The organism is Photobacterium piscicola (assembly GCF_900166965.1).
Taxonomy (GTDB): domain Bacteria; phylum Pseudomonadota; class Gammaproteobacteria; order Enterobacterales; family Vibrionaceae; genus Photobacterium; species Photobacterium piscicola.
The window spans coordinates 366307-386617 of record NZ_FUZI01000002.1 but is presented as its reverse complement, the minus strand read 5'-3'; the positions used below and the strand labels follow the sequence as shown (position 1 = coordinate 386617).

18 protein-coding genes are annotated in these 20311 nt (G+C 40.1%); 13 read left to right on the top strand and 5 right to left on the bottom strand.

The features are described 5' to 3' along the window. Positions 1 to 2 precede the first annotated feature (2 nt). The 6 genes from nirD to CZ809_RS07950 all read left to right on the top strand — a co-directional run bounded on the left by nirD (position 3) and on the right by CZ809_RS07950 (position 8941). On the top strand, positions 3 to 347 hold the full coding sequence (gene nirD, locus CZ809_RS07975) for a nitrite reductase small subunit NirD (RefSeq protein WP_045027153.1): 345 nt from the start codon (positions 3 to 5) through the stop codon (positions 345 to 347). A 12-nt stretch (positions 348 to 359) separates the two neighbouring features. After that, positions 360 to 1829, top strand: coding sequence for a NarK family nitrate/nitrite MFS transporter (locus CZ809_RS07970; protein WP_080156884.1), 1470 nt, complete (start codon positions 360 to 362; stop codon positions 1827 to 1829). A gap of 116 nt (positions 1830 to 1945) precedes the next feature. Then, positions 1946 to 3694 carry a bifunctional protein-serine/threonine kinase/phosphatase gene (locus CZ809_RS07965; protein ID WP_080156883.1) on the top strand — a complete coding sequence of 583 codons (1749 nt, stop codon included), beginning with the start codon at positions 1946 to 1948 and terminating at the stop codon, positions 3692 to 3694. A 133-nt stretch (positions 3695 to 3827) separates the two neighbouring features. Further along, entirely contained in the window at positions 3828 to 4919 is a 1092-nt protein-coding gene (locus CZ809_RS07960) for an efflux RND transporter periplasmic adaptor subunit (RefSeq protein WP_235865858.1), read from the top strand. Beyond that, positions 4916 to 7999 (top strand): efflux RND transporter permease subunit, encoded by a 3084-nt coding sequence (locus CZ809_RS07955; RefSeq protein WP_080156882.1) that lies wholly within the window; start codon positions 4916 to 4918, stop codon positions 7997 to 7999. The genes CZ809_RS07960 and CZ809_RS07955 overlap by 4 nt, the downstream gene beginning before the upstream one ends. A gap of 447 nt (positions 8000 to 8446) precedes the next feature. Next, complete coding sequence (locus CZ809_RS07950; protein ID WP_080156881.1) at positions 8447 to 8941, top strand: hypothetical protein; 495 nt, start codon at positions 8447 to 8449, stop codon at positions 8939 to 8941. Positions 8942 to 9011: 70 nt separating this feature from the next. Here CZ809_RS07950 and rsmS read toward each other — a convergent pair whose 3' ends face one another. Genes rsmS through dinG form a run of 4 tightly spaced genes read right to left on the bottom strand, consistent with a single transcriptional unit; the run spans position 9012 to position 12685 of the window. Continuing rightward, a complete protein-coding gene (rsmS, locus tag CZ809_RS07945) occupies positions 9012 to 9182 on the bottom strand; it encodes a pleiotropic regulatory protein RsmS (RefSeq protein ID WP_080156880.1) in 171 nt (56 codons plus the stop codon). Between the two features lie 39 nt (positions 9183 to 9221). Then, on the bottom strand, positions 9222 to 9773 hold the full coding sequence (priC, locus tag CZ809_RS07940; RefSeq protein ID WP_080156879.1) for a primosomal replication protein PriC: 552 nt from the start codon (positions 9771 to 9773) through the stop codon (positions 9222 to 9224). Positions 9774 to 9797: 24 nt separating this feature from the next. Continuing rightward, the gene (locus CZ809_RS07935) at positions 9798 to 10571 is read right to left on the bottom strand and encodes a sulfite exporter TauE/SafE family protein (protein ID WP_080156878.1); all 774 of its coding nucleotides are present in this window, start codon (positions 10569 to 10571) and stop codon (positions 9798 to 9800) included. A gap of 29 nt (positions 10572 to 10600) precedes the next feature. Further along, positions 10601 to 12685 carry an ATP-dependent DNA helicase DinG gene (gene dinG, locus CZ809_RS07930; RefSeq protein WP_080157184.1) on the bottom strand — a complete coding sequence of 695 codons (2085 nt, stop codon included), beginning with the start codon at positions 12683 to 12685 and terminating at the stop codon, positions 10601 to 10603. Between the two features lie 533 nt (positions 12686 to 13218). On the opposite strand from dinG, the gene CZ809_RS07925 reads away from it, so the two are divergent. Both CZ809_RS07925 and CZ809_RS07920 read left to right on the top strand, forming a co-directional pair. Further along, entirely contained in the window at positions 13219 to 14205 is a 987-nt protein-coding gene (locus CZ809_RS07925) for a porin (RefSeq protein ID WP_080156877.1), read from the top strand. Positions 14206 to 14358: 153 nt separating this feature from the next. After that, positions 14359 to 15000, top strand: coding sequence for a YccT family protein (locus CZ809_RS07920; RefSeq protein WP_080156876.1), 642 nt, complete (start codon positions 14359 to 14361; stop codon positions 14998 to 15000). 113 nt (positions 15001 to 15113) lie between these two features. Here CZ809_RS07920 and CZ809_RS07915 read toward each other — a convergent pair whose 3' ends face one another. Continuing rightward, entirely contained in the window at positions 15114 to 15461 is a 348-nt protein-coding gene (locus tag CZ809_RS07915) for a conjugal transfer protein TraR (RefSeq protein WP_080157183.1), read from the bottom strand. 355 nt (positions 15462 to 15816) lie between these two features. Between CZ809_RS07915 and CZ809_RS07910 the strand changes: the two genes are divergently transcribed. The 5 genes from CZ809_RS07910 to recR all read left to right on the top strand — a co-directional run bounded on the left by CZ809_RS07910 (position 15817) and on the right by recR (position 20277). Continuing rightward, positions 15817 to 16233, top strand: coding sequence for a YbaN family protein (locus CZ809_RS07910; RefSeq protein WP_268877582.1), 417 nt, complete (start codon positions 15817 to 15819; stop codon positions 16231 to 16233). 125 nt (positions 16234 to 16358) lie between these two features. Further along, on the top strand, positions 16359 to 16904 hold the full coding sequence (gene apt, locus CZ809_RS07905; protein WP_080156875.1) for an adenine phosphoribosyltransferase: 546 nt from the start codon (positions 16359 to 16361) through the stop codon (positions 16902 to 16904). A gap of 278 nt (positions 16905 to 17182) precedes the next feature. After that, complete coding sequence (gene dnaX, locus CZ809_RS07900) at positions 17183 to 19309, top strand: DNA polymerase III subunit gamma/tau (protein WP_080156874.1); 2127 nt, start codon at positions 17183 to 17185, stop codon at positions 19307 to 19309. Positions 19310 to 19344: 35 nt separating this feature from the next. Next, positions 19345 to 19674 carry a YbaB/EbfC family nucleoid-associated protein gene (locus CZ809_RS07895; RefSeq protein ID WP_045041700.1) on the top strand — a complete coding sequence of 110 codons (330 nt, stop codon included), beginning with the start codon at positions 19345 to 19347 and terminating at the stop codon, positions 19672 to 19674. A 3-nt stretch (positions 19675 to 19677) separates the two neighbouring features. Next, positions 19678 to 20277, top strand: coding sequence for a recombination mediator RecR (gene recR / locus CZ809_RS07890; RefSeq protein ID WP_080156873.1), 600 nt, complete (start codon positions 19678 to 19680; stop codon positions 20275 to 20277). Positions 20278 to 20311: the final 34 nt, after the last annotated feature.

Below are 20311 nucleotides of genomic sequence, written 5' to 3'. Positions count from 1 at the left end.
TGATTAATCAATGGATTACTGTTTGTGATGAAGATGATTTATATCTTGATGCTGGTGCGTGTGCATTGGTGAATGGTCATCAGATAGCGCTGTTTTTGTGTAGTCATAATAATACCCTTTATGCGATTAATAATTATGATCCAATCGGTAAGGCGAATGTTCTTTCTCGTGGCATCGTCGGCTCATTAAATGGAACTGTGGTGGTGGCTTCACCGCTTTATAAACAGCATTTTTGTCTTGAAAGTGGTCAGTGTTTAGAATCGGCAGAAATGTTAGTGCCAACTTATCCTGTGCGGCGCTTTAACGGTAGTGTTCAGGTACAACTTATCGTTTCTTTAATACGCTAACAGGGAGCAATGATGTCTAATTATATTAAGTTTAATTTGTTCTCTTTTCGCGGCAAGATGAAAATACTCCATATAAGTTGGTTGGCGTTTTTTATTACTTTTATGGTGTGGTTTAATTTTGCACCTTTGTTGCAAGCGGTAAAAACGTCATTAGGATTAACCACCGAGCAAATTAAAACCTTATTAATATTAAATGTGGCGTTAACGATCCCAGCGCGGGTTGTGGTTGGCATGCTGACGGATAGATATGGTCCACGAATAGTGTATAGCTTGTTATTAGCACTATGTGCCATTCCCTGTTTTGTGTTTGCATTTTCAACTACGTTTATGCAAGCCGCGATGGCCCGTTTTGCCCTCGGTTTTATTGGGGCAGGGTTTGTGATCGGGATTCGGTTGGTGTCGGAATGGTTTCCACATCATGAACTCGGTACTGCTGAAGGTATTTATGGTGGTTGGGGTAATTTTGGCTCTGCTGCTGCTGCGTTTACATTGCCGTCATTAGCATTGTGGTTTGGTGGTGATGATGGTTGGCGTTATGCAATGGCGGTGACTGGCGGGTTAAGTGTTATTTTTGCTGTCATCTTCTATTTCACTGTTACAGATACCCCCAAGGGCGCAACGTATTATAAATCCAAGCATATCGGGGCGATGGAAGTGACCTCACGCAGTGATTTATTGTTATTAATCATAATGAAAATTCCGATGTATGCGGCAATGGGGTTATTAGTGTGGAAGCTCTCATCAGCAATGATTGGACTATTAGATACCAAGATAAGTTACGTTATTTATGTGGGGTTAATTGGGCTTTATTTGTTTGATATTAATCAGTTGTGGCGAGCTAACCGTAAGATGTTATCGCAACCAGTGCCAGCACTTCATCGGTATTCTTTTCGTCAGGTTGCAGTGCTTAATGTGCTTTATTTTACTACTTTTGGATCTGAATTAGCGGTGGTATCAATGTTACCGTTATTTTTTGCTGACATCTTTACATTAACACCAGTGATGGCGGGGATAGTGGCCTCTTCGTATGCATTTATGAATTTAATCTCGCGCCCCGGTGGTGGTTGGTTGTCGGATAGATTTGGTCGTAAAGCAACGTTATTGATTTTAACTGCGGGTTTAGCGATGGGGTATGTGTTAATGGCGAATATTACTGTCGGTTGGCCACTATGGAGTGCGGTGTTAGCGGCAATGATTTGTTCGTTCTTTGTTCAATCTGGTGAAGGGGCAGTATTTGCTGTTGTGCCATTAATTAAACGCCGTATGACGGGTCAAATTGCTGGAATGACAGGGGCGTATGGCAATGTTGGGGCAGTGTGTTATTTGACTATTTTGTCCATGGTTGAATACAGTACTTTTTTTATCATTATCGCATTAACCGCTGTTCTCGGTTTTGTGACGTTATTAGCGCTTAAAGAGCCTTCAGGTAAAATGGCAGAAATTAATGATGATGGCAGTGTGACTTTAATTGATGTTGGTTAATTGATGTTAGTTAATTGATGTCGGTTGATCATACCAATAAATCATGTCGGTTTATCATGTAGGTAATGGTATGGATTACTAGTATCAGTGAATGGTGTAAATGAATAAGGAAGATCATGACGGTAGCTAATCTGATTGTACGTTATGGTGGTTATTCTGATGCGGGGAAAAAGCAACATAATCAGGATGCCTTTGCGGTGTTATCACCATCAAAAGCAATAGAGTTACAGCACAAAGGAGTCGTTGCTTGTATTGCTGATGGCGTCAGTTGTAGTAATCGCAGTTATATTGCTAGTCAATTGAGTGTGACTCATTTTATTGAAGATTATTTAGCGACAGCAACCACCTTATCCGTCAAAGAAGCAGCATCCTCAGTATTAAATACTCTTAATTTATGGTTATTCCATCATGGACAGCAAGCCGATTTACCACAAGATGCGCCGGTGACGTCATTGTCGGTAGTGATCATTAAATCGAATACTGCCCATGTGTTCCATATTGGAGATTGTCGTGTTTATTTATGGGGTGATAATAATTGTCGCTGTTTAACCCAAGATCATCGTCGTGCTCACTATGATGGGCAGCATTATCTTACGCGAGCATTAGGCATCGACGCCCAACTGCAAGTCGATTATCAGTCAGCACCCCTGAACGTGGGTGATAAGTTAGTGATGACGACGGATGGTATCCATGATGAGAGTGATGTCGTGCAGTATCTCGATAAGATTTTCCACGTAGATAACATGCCACCATTATTATCGACCCAACATGGGTGTCAGTACTTAGAACGGCAAGCATATCAGCTTGTGAGTAATGCGCAGCAGCTTGGGTCACAAGATAATACCAGTTGTGTGATATTAGATATTGAAGCCCTACCAAGGTTAGCGTTTGATGAAGCGTTGCTTGAGTCAGCTAATAAGACCATTCCGCTAGCGCTCAAAGTTGGGCAACGTATTGATCAATTTGTGATTTGTCGAGTGCTTGATGCCGGGTGTCGAAGCTATCTTTATTTGGCGCAATCTAATGATGATAAACAGTATTATGTGCTAAAAATGCCTTCACCGAACCGAGTGGATGATAGTGACTATTTACACTGCTTTGTGCGCGAAGGCTGGCTTGGGCAACAATGTCAGCATGCAGGGGTCATGAAAATATTTAACCATAATGCGCAATCTGTGTTTCTTTATCATGTGTGTGAGTTTGTTGAGGGAATAACTTTGCGCCAATGGATCATGGATAATCCGCAGCCATCATTAACAACGGTACGAATGATTGTGGCAGACATTGTGACGGTGATACGTACTTTGCAGCGGCAGGGGATTTATCATGCGGATATAAAACCAGAAAATATTATCTTACACTCAGATTTAAGTGTGACCTTGATTGATTTTGGCAGTGCGTGGGTCAATGGGTATCAAGAGTTATACTCATCAATAAAAATGAAGCATCCATACGGAGATTTAAATTATTTGGCACCAGAATGTCATGCTGGTGGACGACCTTCAATATTGAGTGAGCAATTTTCATTAGGGGTGATGATATATGAAATGCTGACGGGATCACTACCGTATCAACGTCTAAGTTCCCACTCACAAGCGCCTGTTGCAATGAAAATGAATTACACTGCGATATCCTCCTATCGACAAGATTTACCGCGATGGTTAGAGATGAACGTTAAGAAAATGTGTCATCCTCATGCGCAATACCGTTATCAAGCTCTTTCAGAGCTCATCAATGGGCTTAAAACACCGTCGTCTTCCTCCCCGTTACTGTCACGACCATTAATTGAACGTGATCCGTTATTATTGTGGCAACTTATCAGCGCTGTATTATTGCTAGTCGTGCTGCTGCTCTTTTTGTCTTAGTTAATGTAAAACAGCGTAAAGTTCACAGGTAATGATGTATTAAACAATCAGCCTTGATAATATTGTATTCCTTATAGGTATATTGTGCTGGTTTATCCTAGCTCATATTGTTTTATGTTCTAGGAAATAGATCATGTTAAAACGAACAGCAGTTTCAATGTTGGTTATTACTGCCATGGCATTTACGTTGGTAGGTTGTGATGGTGGTTCAAATACTATCGCTATAGCGCCAGTGGCTCCTGTGATTCAAGTTGAAACGCAGCCAATTAAATCACGTACTATTATTCAGCAAGTGACGGGCTATGGTGTGGTAAAAAGCCATAATGTCGTGGCATTAAAATGTTTACAGACCAATAAGATCACGGCCATTTTGTTTAATGCAGGTCAAACTGTCACTAAAGGGCAGGTATTAGTACAATTGGATCCACAAGTAGCGGAAGCTAAAGTCGCTCATGATCAAGCATTGTTAGTGGCGACGCAGCAGGCATGGCAACGTCAAGCGCAGTTAAGTGCCAAAGGTCTAATTTCACGTAGTGTTTATGATGACAGTGAAAGTAGTTACAAACAGGCGTTAGCACAATTTGATCAAGATAAAAGTTTATTAGCTCAGTTGACAATTAAAGCGCCGTTTACGGGCGTAATTAGCTCAACCGACTACCATGTTGGGGATATTGTTACCGTGGGTAATATCCTAGCAACGCTATACACGCCACATCAATTAAAGATTGAATATCAACTACCTGCATTACATCGCCAGGATTATAAACTAGGACAGCATGTCTTGGTGCAATCAGAGCTAATACCATCGATTCAAGAGACTGGACGTGTGATTTATATTGCACCCAATACCGCTACGGGGTTAGTAACATTACAAGCGCTGTTACCGCCATTCGCTCCCTTTTCTGCTGGACAATACCTCAAGGTTGTTCAACAAACACAACGATTACCTCATCAAATAACGATACCGACATCCGCTTTGATGACCAATATTCAAGGGGCTCAAGCTTTTGTTGTGGTTGATAATATAGCGCGGTTACGCAATGTAAAAGTAGGTGATTATTATGATGGCTATGTACAAATTTTATCGGGCTTAAACGTTGGTGAGCAGCTTGTTGTGAATGGTCAAAATTATTTACGTACCGATCAAAAAGTAGAGATTGTTCATCCTCAACATGTACATACCAATACCAATACCAATACTCAACCACAAGCAATTCAAGCATGAAATTAACTGAACTTTGTCTTCGTCGCCCAGTATTGTGCACCGTATTATGGTTAATACCCGTATTTATAGGGTTGTTGTTTAGTCAAAAGTTACCTTGGCGTTATACACCTCAAATTAGTCAGTCAAAAATTCAAATTGTTGTGTATGACAATGCTATTGCTGCGCAAAATATGATGACGGAAGTACTGATTCCGATTCAAAACGCTATCGCGGGTACGGAAGGGATCCGTCATTTAACAGCAACGGCTCACCAAGGTCGAGGCAGTATAATTATTGATGTAGCTACCAGTATTGATGAACATGGAATAGATACCTTGGTAAGTGAGATCCATAATGATATCGGTAATATTGAAAGTCAGTTACCGGATGATATAACACCTGATGTTTTTAAATCTGATGATCAGGGTATGCCTGCAATGCTGATTGGTTTAACGCCTGGACCACATCAACAACAATATGAATTTCATCAATATGGTATTAATTCGTTATTACCACAGCTTGAACAGTTGCCCGCAGCAGGAGCGGTAAGTGTTGCTCCTAGCTCTGCACAATCAGTGTTAATTACGATCAATCCAGATAAAGTGCAGCACTATGGCTTGACGCTAAATAAGGTTATCAACAAATTAGCTGATATTGACAGTATTACCGCATTAAGTGGTCAAACATCGGGAACACAAAGTCAATACCAATTAGTATCAACAGGGGCTATTTCAAATTTAACGGCGATTAGTAATACCATTGTGGCGGTATATGGCCAACAACCGATTCGCTTATCACAAATTGCCACGGTAACCATCGGTACACCCAGTAGCCAACTTGAATTGCAGCCTTTAGTGGATTTTTCAAAGAAGAATGCGATGCTGTTTGTGCTTAATCCGCAATATACTGCGACGGCTAATCCGTTAGTGTTATCACAACAAGTACACCAATTACTTAATTCGACTACTCTACCAAGTGGTATGAAAGCGACGGTATTGTTAGATAAATCGACCTTTATTATTACTTCTCTCAATGATGTTTATTTTGCGATTGGATTAGCTGTATTGTTAGTTGCTGGCGTGATTTGGTTATTTTTAGGTAACTTACGTATTGCTTTGATTCCTATTGTGACCATTCCGGTGTGCTTATCTTGTTCGTTTATTATTTTAAAGCTCGCAGGGTTTAGTATTAATTCATTAACCTTATTGGCGATGTTATTAGCGGTTGGGCTGGTGGTTGATGATGCGATAGTCGTGGTTGAGAATGTTCATCGTCAGTTACGGCATCACTCATCTGTGCGTAAAGCGACCGTGGTTGCTTGTCGTCAAATTGGATTTGCTATTATAGCGACCACCTTAACATTAGCGGCGGTTTATATTCCTGTTGGACTTGTCGATGGTATTACTGGTCAGTTGTTCCAGCAGTTTGCGTTTACCTTAGCGGGGACTGTGATTATTTCTGGTGTGGTGGCATTAACGTTATCGCCGATGATGTGCAGTAAAATGATGAATCATCACCCCGCGGGTCGGTTTGAAACGTGGATTAATAATAAGTTAACTCATTTAGCGATGGTTTATCAGCGCGTATTAGCCTCAACTATCGATTATCGTAAAATGACATTAGTATTGATGGTGATTATTTTAGTCAGCAGTTATTGGCCATTTATGCAGACACCATCAGAAATGTTACCTGCAGAAGATTCCGGGCAAATCTTTTTGTTTCAGCCTTTAGTGGGCAGCAGTGACGATGCTACTGAGCAACGAATGATCAACAATATGAATAAGCAGTTGCGTCAGATCCCTGATATTGCGCATGTAGCTATTTTGACCAGTAGTGATTTTATTCGTGGTTTTGTAACGTTAATACCATGGGATCAACGTCAGCTATCAGCACAGGCGATCAGTGAAAAGATCGATGCGCGTTTAAAAGTAGGTGGTAATACGGTGTTTACTGGTGTGATCCCCGCCATTGAAACGGGAGGTGGGCGACATGGTAATAGTAATGGCATTGATATTAATGTTAGCAGCAGTGCTGATGAAAAAACGTTATCCCAACAGATGACAGTGCTTGCTCATAAGATTCAGCAGTCGCCGTTATTTGTTCATGCAAGAAGTGGATTAAAATTCGATCAAAATCAGTTTAAGATCCAGATCAACCGTGTGCTGGCATCTCAATATGGTGTGTCGCTGTATAATATTCAGCAAGTGTTAAAATTAGCCATGAGTGGTAAGACATTCAATAATGATATGAGCTATCAAGGTGCTAATTATCCTCTCCATTTACAATTAGCGTCGGCTTATACTTTAACACCGAATGCACTCTTACAACTTAGGATCAGTAATAATAATGGTACCTTAGTGCCATTATCTGAGTTGATTAGTATTAACAATCAATTAGGGCCACACGCACTTAATCAATATGATCGTGCGACATCGGCGTCATTATCGATTCGATTGGCTGATGGTGTCAGCATGGGGCAGGGGATCAATGCGTTAAATAAAATGTTACCAACGCTTCTGCCGACCAATGCGCGTTATAGCTATGTTGATAGCGCCAAACAATATTTAGATGCCAATCAACAAATGCTATTCGTCTTTATTGCAGCATTAGTGTTTATTTACATGGTATTAAGTGCACAGTTTGAAAGTGTGGTAGATGCATTAGTGGTGATGTTGTCATTACCTATCACTATATCTGTCGCTTTGTGGGCTTTATATTTTAGTGATTACAGCTTAAATGTGTATTCACAAATTGGTTTAATTACTTTAATTGGATTGATTTGTAAGCACGGTATTTTGATCACTGAGTTTGCTAATGAATTACAAGCTCAAGGTTATTTGCCTCGCGCTGCAATTTTAGAAGCAACCAAAACGCGCTTAAGGCCGATATTAATGACCTCATTAACTATGATTTTGGGCACATTGCCGCTGTTATGCGAAGCTGGGCCAGGAGCAAATGCAATGGGATCGTTAGGAATAATTATTATCGCAGGTATGGCACTCGGTATTGTCGATCCTTTATTTGTAGTGCCAAGTATGTATGTCATGGTGCAAAAATTAAAACGTTCCAAACCGATACCGTCAACCGTCATAACGAAGTAACTCGCTTATTATTATCACGACAGATTATTTGTCGTGATGAACGCGGCTTTATTGTTACTATTGGTACAAATGTTAATACTATCATTGTGTGAAAAACCAACTAAACTTTAAGCATAAATATGTGTGTTGTTAGTTAATTTGTTCATCGTGATTAGCCAATACGACGTAACGGGCAAATGTGTGGTGTTAATGACGGTTTAATGCTTGGTGAAAAAATAGATGTTGATGCAAATTAACGTTTTTATATTGCTAGACAAATAGTTACAATCTGCTGATTGAAAATCAATCTAGCAGTGCTTTATTTTTGTTGTTGAAAACGGCAGAATGAGCATACATTTGAGCTCTGTCTCCTATTTGAACTAATTTTTGATAAAATATATAGCAGTTTATCGAGTAGGTGGTAAGGTCTCACCGCATTCCGAATTCTTAAAGTAAAAGGTTACAAATATGTCTGATGTACCAGAGTCTGTTGCAAACGTTGCCGCTGTCGCTCAGCCTGTTGCTGAATCTTCAGGTTCTATCTGGGGTTATGTTGCAGCTGGTAGTGTAGCGTTATTGGTGCTAGCGGGTATCTTCGCTTATCGTAAAATTAATCAACCAGCATTTGTTATTAATCAGGTTCGTAAGAAAAACCTTAAAGAAATGAAAAAACAGGGTACTGAAAACTCTGAATTTATGGTTGATATGGATCGTTTACTTGATTCAATTTTACGTTACACAACTGAAAATAAAAAGAAAGGCTCTGATGTCGTCACATTGCTTAAGCCATTGAACGATAAAGAGCGTATTAAAACGCCACGTGATATGTACCAATCAATGATCTTCATTGCTAATGATGTTAATGATACAGCGCTTGCTAAGGATCTGAAAAATAAATCAAAGCAAGTAAAATCAAGTTCAGCATTGATGGCTGGTTTGCTAAAGCGTGCGGGCATTAACTAATTTATTTTTAAGATAAAATAGATATTATAAAGGGCTGATTAATTCAGCCTTTTTTTATGGCTGTTGATTATTATTTTGATGATGGTGATTGCAGTTTTTTCTCAAAATCATGACGCACAATATCAAGTGCGGATAAAACGATTTGTGGATCTATATCGTTATCTTCTAATAGGCAGATTAAATCAACTGCAAGTTTAATTTCTGCTGGTGCATTGTCTAATGATGTTGGTGCATTACTCATTAATGGATCTCTTTGGTTTGGTGTTGAGAATAGAGAAGATTAGCCTTTTCTCTCACGGCGATTAATCTCATTTTCGAGTGTTATTAATGCTGCTTGGCAACGGCTTATACGGCCTTCTAAGGCAAGGATCTCTTTTTGAGCTTGTTGCTGTTCAAACTGAGAACCACAACGGTTGAGTAACGATTCTTTATCTCGAAGCATAGCTTTTAAACGGCGTTCCCAATCTCTATGCTTATTAAGATCTTGGTATACGTCATTGATCGAACGTTGCCATTTAGCGGCTTGCTGTGGTTCATTTTTACGAATATGTTGGGTTGCGAGTTCACGTTGAATGGCATTTATTTGAGCGATAAGTTTCTCACACATATGCTGGGTACGTTCAGGTAATAATTTACCCGCTTGTTGTTCTTTTTGTAGTGTTGTCAGTTCTTGTGTAATTTCAACAACGCAAGGTGTGAGTAATTTACTTCGATGACGAAATAATTGTTGATCAAATAATGGCCGCTGCGCTTCACCGCGAAGACGATCGGCTTCTTCTGCTTGATGTTGTAGTTGTTCAATAAGCGTTTGTAATCGAGAAAGATCAATCATTGTTATACCTATAAACGGGTATGTTTAAAACCACGCTTGCCACGCTAATTTAGCAGCAAGAATAAACACGACCGTAATAAAAACGGGACGAATAAATTTAGCGCCAAAATGAATGGCCGAATGAGCCCCTAAATATGCACCTATCATTAAACATACGCCCATAATTAAACCTAGCGCAATATTCACATGACCCAAGATAATGAACGTAATAAGTGAAGTTATATTACTGGTGACATTCATGGCTTTTGCGAGTCCACAAGCGCGTAGCATATCTAATCGATATAAGACCAAACTTGATACCGTCCAAAATGCGCCAGTTCCGGGGCCTGCTAAACCATCATAAAAACCTAAGCTCGATCCTTGTAGCCACTGTTTACGTTTAAAGGTTTTGGTTACCTCTGGTAATTGTGTTTGATCAGGATTTGGGTGTGGATGCCATAAGCTGTAAATAGCGACCGCAAAAATCACTAAAGGTAGGATTTTTTCTAGCCATGTACCACTGATGAGATTCACTGTCAGCGTACCAATAATTGCGCCGATAAAAGTTGCAACAAAGGATGCCTTCCAAAATTGTGGATTAAATAATTGTTTCTTGTAATACGTCCATGCCGCCGTTGAGGAAGCAAAGCTTGCTGCTAGTTTATTGGTGCCAAGTGCGATATGGGGGGGAAGACCAAGGGACAATAAAGCAGGAACGGTAAGCATGCCGCCACCGCCTGCTACTGCATCAATAAATCCTGCTGCTAATGCAACAACGCCAAGTATCGCTAATGTACCTGGTTCAATCATATCAATCATTTAAATGCTTTTTATTATGGCTAAGATGATTAGTTGTATTCAATTACGCGTTTAAATGGAGGCAAAGAATCAAGTAATGCCTTTCCATAACGACGATTAATAATACGACGATCTAAAATAACCACTCTACCAGAATCGCGTTCTTTTCGCAGCAGACGACCTACTGATTGAATTAACTTTTTACTCGCTTCTGGAACAGAAATTTGTAAGAAAGGGTTACCGCCTTTACTTTCAATATATTCTGCATGTGCTTCTTCTACTGGTGATGTTGGTACGGCAAATGGAATTTTAGTTATAATTAGGTTTTCTAATAAATCCCCGGGTAAATCAAGGCCTTCTGAGAAGCTTCCAGTGCCAAATAAAATGCTAGGGATGCCATTTTTACAATTTTCTTTATGTTTTTTTAGCGTTTCATTGCGTGATTCTTCACCTTGAACCAGTAATTGCCATTTGTTTTTCTTGGCTAATGGTCGCAAGGCATCGGCGACTTTGTTCATTTGCCAGTAAGATGAAAATAATACTAAGCTTGCGGTTTCACCTTCAAGGTATTCAGGCAATACTTCTATCAGTAGATCGGTAAATTGTTCTGCTTGTGGCTCAAGTTTTAGCGCTGGAATAACTAACCGAGCGTTGTTTTGATAATCAAACGGTGATGCAAGTGCAAGAAAACGCGTGCCTTCTGCTTCTGCATCAGAGATTCCCGCTTGACGACAAAAGAAGCTAAATTGATTTAATGCACGTAATGTTGCCGACACCAAAATAGCGCCCGCAGCACGGCTCCATAACAGTTGATCAAGACGATAGCCGACTTCTAATGGTGATACTTCAATGATGTAATCATTCTCACGTTCAGGACTTTTTTCTATCCAACGTGCAAGTGGTGCGCCTTTTTTATGGTTGGGTTGTGCCATTAAAGACCAAACTTTTTCTAAATTTTCAAGGCGTTGAAGGTAAAAACCGATCTCAGTAAGTGCTTGCTCACCTAAACGTGGAATAATGACATTTTCCTTGGTACGTTCAGCGATAAGATCTTGAATTTTACCTAATGATTGTAATGCTTTCTTACTGGCATCTTTACAACCTTTCGCTTCTTCTTCGAGCCATGCGGGTAATTCACCATGCTCAAAGCGATAGACACCATCTTTATTGAATTTGCTTGAATCAATAGTGTTGGCGATTTGATTTAAAGTCGGTACTAAATGCTGCACGCTGTCTTGAATTGCGTTTTGGAATCGGTTTGCTTTTTGGTAGTCGGCCAGCTCAGCAAATTTAGCCACAATTTGATTGAGTTTTTCAAGCCATGTAGCAGCCCCTTTGAGGCTGGATGCGGCAGATGAAAAGTCACGCGCGACTTGTGGTAAATGGTGTGCTTCATCAATCACATAAATGGTCTGTTCCGGCTCAGGTAAAATCACACCACCGCCTAATTCAATATCAGCCATTAATAAGGCATGGTTTGCCACAATAACATCTGCTTTATCTAGATGTTCTCGTGCTTTAGCAAAAGGGCAGCTACGGTGTTTAGGCATTCCTGCATGGCAGCTGTGTTTATCCGCCATAATTTGTTGCCATACTTTGTCTGGAATCGTTGTCGGCCAGCTATCACGATCACCATCCCATTTGTTTTGTTCAGTAGCTTTTAGCATCCGTTTAAGTAAATCAAGATCGGATTTTTTTGGTTTTTCTTCCCACATTCCCAGTTGTAATTCGCTATCGGTTGAACAACTTGCTTCTAATTTGTGGTTACAACAATAGCGTTGACGTCCTTTGGCAAGAATAAAGCTAAATTCTCGTGGGAAAATTTGATTAAACAACGGTAAATCTTTGGTAATTAATTGCTCTTGAAGGGCGACGGTTGCCGTTGAAATCAACAGTTTTTTATTATTGAACAATGCAAAAGGGATCCCGCCAATTAAATAGGCCAGAGATTTACCAATACCCGTCCCTGCTTCTGCAACGAGAACTCGATTCTTTTTATGGTATTCACCTGCGAGTGTTTTCGCTATTTCTGCAACTAAATAGTTTTGTGCACGACGAGGAATAAAGTTATCGAGTTGATGACCAAGGTTGATGTAACACTGTTTGATGTCGCTTTTTATGGTGTTGTGCAGCATGGTTGAAACTTCATAAGGGCCGGGAAAAGCATTATAGCATGAAGCACTAAATGTGAGCGGTAACAAAAATTACGCTATTTATATTTTAAAGTGAGGGATCGCTCACGATTTTTTATTTCTATTACATTTGCGTTATAGGCACTTTCTGCTAGTAAATTTAAATGCTGCTCATTTGAATTTAGCACAGTGTTTTATGCTGTTTTTTTTGTGTTTTTAGGTTGATTAGTTATGTAAATCACCGCTGTTCATAGGTATTAATTTAATGTTAATTGCATTTTTTTACTTATTTTTTTGTGATTAATATCGAATCTATTTTACGTAACTATTTGTTTTTGTGATGTGTTTTATGTTTTTTTATATTTAATTTAGATTATTTGACAAAAATATTGAACTTCTGTCAGGATGTGAGCCATAAATTACTTCCTTTGTGTTTTAGTGTTTTGTTTTAAAAATAGAACTCATGACAGGGGAATATAAGGACAGGGAATCTCAGGACTGAGATTTACAACAATAAGAAAGGCAGTGGACATATCATGAAAAAAACTCTATTAGCGCTAGCAGTTCTAACTGCAGCTGGTTCTGCGAATGCTGGCATCAACCTTTACGATGCAAATGGCGTTAAAGTTGATCTTTCTGGCGCAGCTGAAGTACAACTTTACGATGGTTTTGAAAAGCATGGCGATTCAACTATTCGTATTGATGATGGTGATTTAGTTCTTCATGCAACAGTTGCTGTTTCTGACAATCTGAATGTTGTTTCCGGTACTGCATTCAAATACGAAAGCCGCGATCTACAGAACTACGAGCTATGGACTGGTTTCTCTGGTGAATTCGGAACAATAACTATTGGTCGTCAACTTCTAGTTTCGGATGATTCAGGTATCGGTAAAGACTACGAGTTAGGTGCTGGCCAAGTTGATTTCGCACAAACTGAAGGCGACCGTGTTGCTAAGTACGTTTACGACAACGGTACTTTCTACACTGCGGTTTCTCATGAAATGGACACTGACCACAGCACTACAATTACCGATGGTCGTATTGGTTTCCGTACTGGTGGTCTAGATGTTCGTGTGTATGGATACGACGGTAAGCGCATTGGTCTTAAAGGCTTAACTGAGTTTAATGACAAGAATGGCAATCCAATCATCATTCCTGGTGAAGCGGGTGAAGATATCAGCGGCTACAACCTTGAAGCTGAATACGCAATGGGTGCAATTAACCTAGCTGCATCTTTTGGTCAAGTTAAGTACCAAGCTGCTGATACTAAAGTAACAAATAAGAATATTGATCTATACGAAATCAACGGTTCTTACACTATCGACAAAACAACATTGGCACTTGGCTATGTTCGTGGCGAAGATAAAGTTGATAACGGTAACGTAATCAACAATGTGTACGCAAACGTAACTCAACAATTGCACAGCAATGTACGTGCATACCTTGAACTAGGTTACTCTGACGATAAGAAAGATGAGCTAGAAGATTTCGGTTACGTTGCTGGTCTAGAAGTTAAATTCTAATTTGGCTGCGATGTAATGATAGATGAAGCCGCCTCCTTGGCGGCTTTTTGCTACTTTTTGTTTTGTTAAGCAGAGGGTGGTTATTGTTATCGCGCTGACAACAGATAGTAGTGATAACAATAATCAGCCAATAAAAATATTAAGGATTAATACATGAAAAAAAATCTATGGCTATTAATGGCATTGTTTTCAGTAACGGCACAAGCTGCAACATTGACGGTGGCGGATAAAGTGAAGTTATTAGCCGTTGATGGTAAAGAAGTGAAAGGTCAAGGCTGGAGTGAGGTTGAGAGCGTTGAATTAACCGACGGTAAGCATCAAATTGTGGTACGTTTTGATGGTGAGGTTAAGCGTGGTTCAAAGACAACTATTTATACCACTCGTCCGTATTTGTTTGATATTGATTTAGTTGATAGGAATGCTGAGATAACATTGCCTCGACTAACAACTGAATCACAAGCAAAAGCTTTTTTTGAACGTGGTGCAACATGGCAATTAGCCCTTGAAAATGGTGTAACAAAGCCATTGGTTGGGGTTGAGTTGCAAGGTGATGGTTTTGCCGCATACAGTGATATTGAAGCGGTTATTGCTGCTTATAATCGCGATAATGGCATTGTGATTGAGCAGGGTAATGCTGTTGATTTACAACAAGTTTCAGTGAATGTTGATAATGAAACGGGGAAAGTTGAAATCACAGGCGATGCATTAATACAGCTTAAGATGTGGTACACCAAAGCGTCTAAAGAAGATAAAAAAGCGTTTAAAATTTGGATGGCTGAAAAAGATTTTAATTAGTCGTTACGCAGAAATTACAGTGTAGTGATGTAATGATTTTGTGATTTAAAAGTAAAAGGCAGCTTATGTTGCCTTTTACTTATTCGTAATAACAATATGACTTTTAGTGATAGTTAATCGTGATGATAGCGACTATGTTCACGGCATGATTTGCATCGAGGCTGGGCTGGATCTTGTTCGAGATCGCTGTATTCAATCTCTTCTTCACAATCAGCACATAAGCCATACATTCCTAATTTAAATGAGCATACTGCAGCATCTACTTTTTCTAATCGTATTGCCATATCAAAAAGATTAGGAATAAAGGACGATTTAGCCATTACGATAAGATCATTGAGATCGGTATTATCTATTGTGTCGGCATTATTATTTAAATGATTGATTAGCATTTCATTTTTTAATTTTTCTGCTAGCGATGAGTATTCAGTTTCTAACGGATACTGAAAATTTTTATAATTCATATCGGTGATAGCCATAGTGATGATATTCAATAGGAAAGCTAGTGATTAATAATATTAGCTATGCTTTGATTGGGTGTTGTTATACTGCGATTAAATAAGTATCTAATGCAGTATCTCTATGTTTATTAGTCTAATCGAGATTCAATATACTGTTGTGATTTGAATCAATTCTTTAAACGAATTTAATAAATATTGTTTAATTTACTGCGAGATATAACGCTTACTAATGAATGATGCGGTATATTAACAATTAAAACTAATTATCGTTACACGCAGTAAATTACCTAATAGGAAAAATATTAGGGTTGTTTAATAGGTTGATTGAGGTAATAAAAGCTTGAACGAAGGAAAAAAGGTGAATAGTCGAGTGGTACGCTATATTTTAGTCGCTATTGGCTGGATTGCCGTCGTCTTAGGTGTCATGGGGATTTTTTTACCCTTATTACCTACAACGCCGTTTTTATTGTTAGCTAGCGCATGTTTTATGCGGGGCTCGCCTAAGTTAAATCATTGGCTTCATCAACACCCACAACTGGGACCTATTTTAGTTAATTGGCATCAGCATGGAGCCGTGACATCGGTTGTGAAACGGCGGGGATTGATCATGATCGTGCTCAGTTTTACTTTCTCTATTATTATGGTGCCATTATGGTGGCATAAGGGGATGTTACTGACGGGATGTGCGGTTTTATTGTACTGTTTTAATCGCTTACCCATTGTTGATATTCAACCTGATTCTGTGTCAGTTGCCGAACTCGACGAAAACTCATAAAATGCTCGATTGTCACATAAAAATACGGCTGTTATTAACGGCTCTATTTTTATGCTTTGTCTGCAACTAGCAGGCTTTAACTTAAGATTACTCTGTTTGCCGTCAGAGTAAGTACGGAAAGAATGATGAATCAAGAAACATTAAATTTAATTACCAATAGCATTAAATCAATTCAAGATTATCCTAAGCCAGGTATTCTTTTTCGTGACGTAACAAGCCTAATGGAAGTACCTGAAGCGTATCGCGCTACGATTGCGATTTTAGCTGAAAAGTATCAAGATCAAGGCATCACTAAGATTATTGGTACAGAAGCTCGTGGTTTCTTATTTGGTGCACCTTTAGCTCTAGCACTTGGGGTTGCATTTGTACCTGTACGTAAGCCGGGTAAATTACCGCGTGAAGTGATCGCTGAAAGTTATGAACTTGAGTATGGCAAAGACACGCTAGAAATTCATAAAGATGCGATTGTTGCGGGTGACAAAGTGCTACTTGTTGATGATTTATTGGCGACGGGCGGCACAATTGAAGCAACCACTAACTTAGTACGCCGTTTAGGCGGTGATGTTAAGGATGCGGCATTTGTTATCAACTTACCTGATATCGGTGGTGAAGCGCGTCTACAAGGCTTGGGTCTTGACGTTTACTCTATTTGTGATTTTCCTGGTCACTAATTAATACGCTATAGCTTAAGCATATTTCCTATTAAGGTGATAGTTGGCTAATCATTGGGCGCTTACTCTAGCGCCCTCTCGCTCACTAAACAGCACTATGCTAGCATTGATGCTGATTTCAATGTTTTACATACCTCATTACTATTTCGTTTATTTTCTTTGTTTTATAATGATCGATATCGGTTACTATCATTATAGCTATGATGGCGAGAATAAAAGAAAGAGTGGCGAGTTTCGTTACACCAGATGCAGTCCAGATTGATTAAGGTTATTTATAAATGAGTTATCAGGTTCTGGCCCGAAAATGGCGTCCCTACCAGTTTGCTGATGTGGTTGGACAATCACACGTATTAACTGCACTAGGTAATGCCTTAGAGCAAAATCGGCTTCACCATGCTTATCTTTTTAGTGGTACGCGTGGAGTAGGTAAAACGACGATTGCACGTATTTTTGCTAAAGGGTTAAATTGTGAGCAAGGCATCACAGCTACGCCTTGTGGTAAATGTACAACCTGTCGTGAAATTGATGAAGGACGGTTTGTTGATCTGCTAGAAATTGATGCTGCATCACGCACTAAAGTTGAAGATACACGTGAATTGTTGGATAACGTGCAGTATAAACCTGCACGTGGCCGCTTTAAAGTTTATCTGATTGACGAAGTGCACATGCTTTCACGTCATAGTTTTAATGCATTATTGAAAACATTAGAAGAGCCACCAGAATATGTGAAATTCATTCTGGCGACGACTGATCCGCAAAAATTACCAGTAACGATTTTATCGCGTTGCTTACAGTTTCATTTAAAACATCTTGATCATCAACAAATCCATGCCCAACTCGATAAAGTCCTAACGGAAGAGAAAGTCGAGTATGAAGCGCGTGCATTAGCGTTGCTAGCTCGTGCAGCTGAAGGCAGTATGCGTGATGCATTAAGTTTAACAGACCAAGCGATTGCATTGGGTAATGGCAATGTTAGTGCTGAAACTGTTGCGACAATGCTAGGTACATTAGATACCGATCAAGCGTTGTCATTACTTGAAGCGGTGGCAACAGCTGATGCTAATACTGCAATGGCAAGTTTGCAGCAGTTAGCCTCGATCGGTATTGAGTGGGATAGTTTATTACGTGAATTATCGGCACAATTGCACCGAGTGGCAATGTTCCAAGCATTACCAGCAAGTTTAGATGATAGCTTACCTGATGCTGAGCGAATTAATTTATTGAGCCAATTGATGACACCACAAGATGTACAATTGTGTTATCAAATTTGCTTACAAGGGCGTCAAGATCTGTCGTTTGCACCCGATGGCCGTACTGGCTTAGAAATGGTGTTATTGCGTATGCTTGCTTTCCGTCCTGTTAGTGGTGGCAGTATTACGCCTCAGGCGATTGTGGTGCCGAGTAGTCAGCCTGCACCGTTAGTGGCACCCGCGACCAGCGGTGTCTCGCGAGTACAAGCATTAAAAGCACAAATGCAAACACCGGCAACGAATAATATTCAATCAACGGTAGCACCTGTTGTCGCACCTCAGTCGGCAGCACCGATGGCTCCAGCATCAATGCCTGACGTTATTGTTGCGCCTGCGCCACAGGAACAATCATCAGTGCCACAGCCACCACAACCGGTGACGCAACCACCAATAGATGCTGCGCCTGTTCGACCATCGGCAGCATCAGGGTTATTAGCCGCGCGTAATCAATTACGTAGTCAGACCAAACGTGGCCAAGACGGACAAACAACGAGCACGTCGCCAAAAAAGGATCTAACGACGCCAGCTAAAAAAGTCGCAACTTCAGTGATGGATCGGATTGCGAGTAAGCAAACCTCGATGCCAACAATGAAATCCCATGCGATGCCGGCGTCGACAGTGGCGAATAATGCGACTGAAGACGATGAATATCGTTGGAAACCGATGGCAAAGCCAGCGTTAGAGGCCGATGTTAAGCCTGAGTTAACCCCACGAGTATTGAAGCGCGCTTTAGAACATGAAAAAACGCCTGAGATGGCGAAATTACTTGTCAATGAAGCTGCAAATCAGGATAGTTGGTCACAGTTAGTCACTCAGCTTGATGTGCCAAAATTAATTCAGCAATTAGCATTGAATTCGGCTTTTGAACGTGTGGATGATCACATTACATTGTATTTACGTTCGGCTCAGAAACATTTGCAAGCTGATCGAGCGACGGCACAATTAAACAGTGCCTTGAGTGAGGTGTTACAAGTACCTGTACAATTGTCGATTGTTTTAGGCGAGCAAGGTCAGACACCGCTTGAATTACGCGAAAGTTTGTACCAACAAAAATTGCTACAAGCGCGAGACAGTTTAGCTAACGATCCTAATGTTAATTTCATTTGTCAGCGTTTTGCTGCACAACTGGATGAAGAAAGTATTAGACCTGTTTAAAATTTTTAACCAGACCCGATAGAGAGAGAAGAGATATGTTTGGTAAAGGCGGTATGGGCAACATGATGAAGCAAGCGCAGCAAATGCAAGAGCGCATGCAAAAGATGCAAGAAGAAGTTGCTAACATGGAAGTTACTGGTGAATCTGGTGCTGGCCTTGTTAAAGTAACTATCACAGGCAGCCACAGCGTTCGTCGTGTTGAAATTGATGAAAGTCTAATGGAAGATGATAAAGACATGCTTGAAGATTTGATTGCTGCGGCATTCAATGATGCAGCACGTCGTATCGAAGAAACACAAAAAGAAAAAATGGCAGGTGTTACCGGCGGTATGAATTTACCTGCTGGCTTTAAGCTACCGTTTTAATCAATGCGAACCAGTCATTTACTGGAGCATTTGATGGAAGCCTTACGTTGTTTGCCTGGGGTTGGCCCTAAGTCAGCACAACGGATGGCTTTTAATTTGCTACAACGAAATCGTCAAGGTGGCTTACAACTCGCTGATGCGTTAAATCAAGCCATGACTGAGATTGGTCATTGTCGTGATTGTCGTACGTTTACCGAAGATGATGTTTGTGCAATTTGTGATAACCCTCGGCGTAAAGAGAACGGTATTATTTGTGTGGTCGAAAGCCCTGCAGATATTGTAGCAGTAGAAGCAACCGGTCAATTTTCAGGACGTTATTTTGTATTAATGGGCCATTTATCACCACTTGATGGTATTGGTCCTGCTGATATTGGTCTTGATACGCTAGAGTTTCGTTTACAAAAAGAAGCAATTAATGAATTAATTTTAGCTACCAACCCAACGGTTGAAGGCGAGGCAACTGCCCATTATATTGCTGAACTTTGTCATGAATATAATGTACCTGCGAGCCGAATTGCTCACGGTGTACCCGTTGGTGGCGAGTTAGAATTGGTTGATGGCACCACGCTATCACACTCTCTTGCTGGACGGCAGCGATTGTAGCCATGGTTATTATTGCAATAAAAAAACCGCGTTC

What these genes read in the sequence shown, in the direction of transcription:
- CZ809_RS07965 (WP_080156883.1), top strand. Translation starts at nt 1,946, where the DNA reads ATGACGGTAGCTAATCTGATTGTACGTTATGGTGGTTATTCTGATGCG.
- dnaX (WP_080156874.1), top strand. Translation starts at nt 17,183, where the DNA reads ATGAGTTATCAGGTTCTGGCCCGAAAATGGCGTCCCTACCAGTTTGCT.
- CZ809_RS07920 (WP_080156876.1), top strand. Translation starts at nt 14,359, where the DNA reads ATGAAAAAAAATCTATGGCTATTAATGGCATTGTTTTCAGTAACGGCA.
- recR (WP_080156873.1), top strand. Translation starts at nt 19,678, where the DNA reads ATGCGAACCAGTCATTTACTGGAGCATTTGATGGAAGCCTTACGTTGT.
- CZ809_RS07895 (WP_045041700.1), top strand. Translation starts at nt 19,345, where the DNA reads ATGTTTGGTAAAGGCGGTATGGGCAACATGATGAAGCAAGCGCAGCAA.
- apt (WP_080156875.1), top strand. Translation starts at nt 16,359, where the DNA reads ATGAATCAAGAAACATTAAATTTAATTACCAATAGCATTAAATCAATT.
- CZ809_RS07970 (WP_080156884.1), top strand. Translation starts at nt 360, where the DNA reads ATGTCTAATTATATTAAGTTTAATTTGTTCTCTTTTCGCGGCAAGATG.
- rsmS (WP_080156880.1), bottom strand. Translation starts at nt 9,182, where the DNA reads ATGAGTAATGCACCAACATCATTAGACAATGCACCAGCAGAAATTAAA.
- CZ809_RS07960 (WP_235865858.1), top strand. Translation starts at nt 3,828, where the DNA reads ATGTTAAAACGAACAGCAGTTTCAATGTTGGTTATTACTGCCATGGCA.
- CZ809_RS07915 (WP_080157183.1), bottom strand. Translation starts at nt 15,461, where the DNA reads ATGAATTATAAAAATTTTCAGTATCCGTTAGAAACTGAATACTCATCG.
- dinG (WP_080157184.1), bottom strand. Translation starts at nt 12,685, where the DNA reads ATGCTGCACAACACCATAAAAAGCGACATCAAACAGTGTTACATCAAC.
- priC (WP_080156879.1), bottom strand. Translation starts at nt 9,773, where the DNA reads ATGATTGATCTTTCTCGATTACAAACGCTTATTGAACAACTACAACAT.
- CZ809_RS07950 (WP_080156881.1), top strand. Translation starts at nt 8,447, where the DNA reads ATGTCTGATGTACCAGAGTCTGTTGCAAACGTTGCCGCTGTCGCTCAG.
- CZ809_RS07935 (WP_080156878.1), bottom strand. Translation starts at nt 10,571, where the DNA reads ATGATTGATATGATTGAACCAGGTACATTAGCGATACTTGGCGTTGTT.
- CZ809_RS07955 (WP_080156882.1), top strand. Translation starts at nt 4,916, where the DNA reads ATGAAATTAACTGAACTTTGTCTTCGTCGCCCAGTATTGTGCACCGTA.
- CZ809_RS07925 (WP_080156877.1), top strand. Translation starts at nt 13,219, where the DNA reads ATGAAAAAAACTCTATTAGCGCTAGCAGTTCTAACTGCAGCTGGTTCT.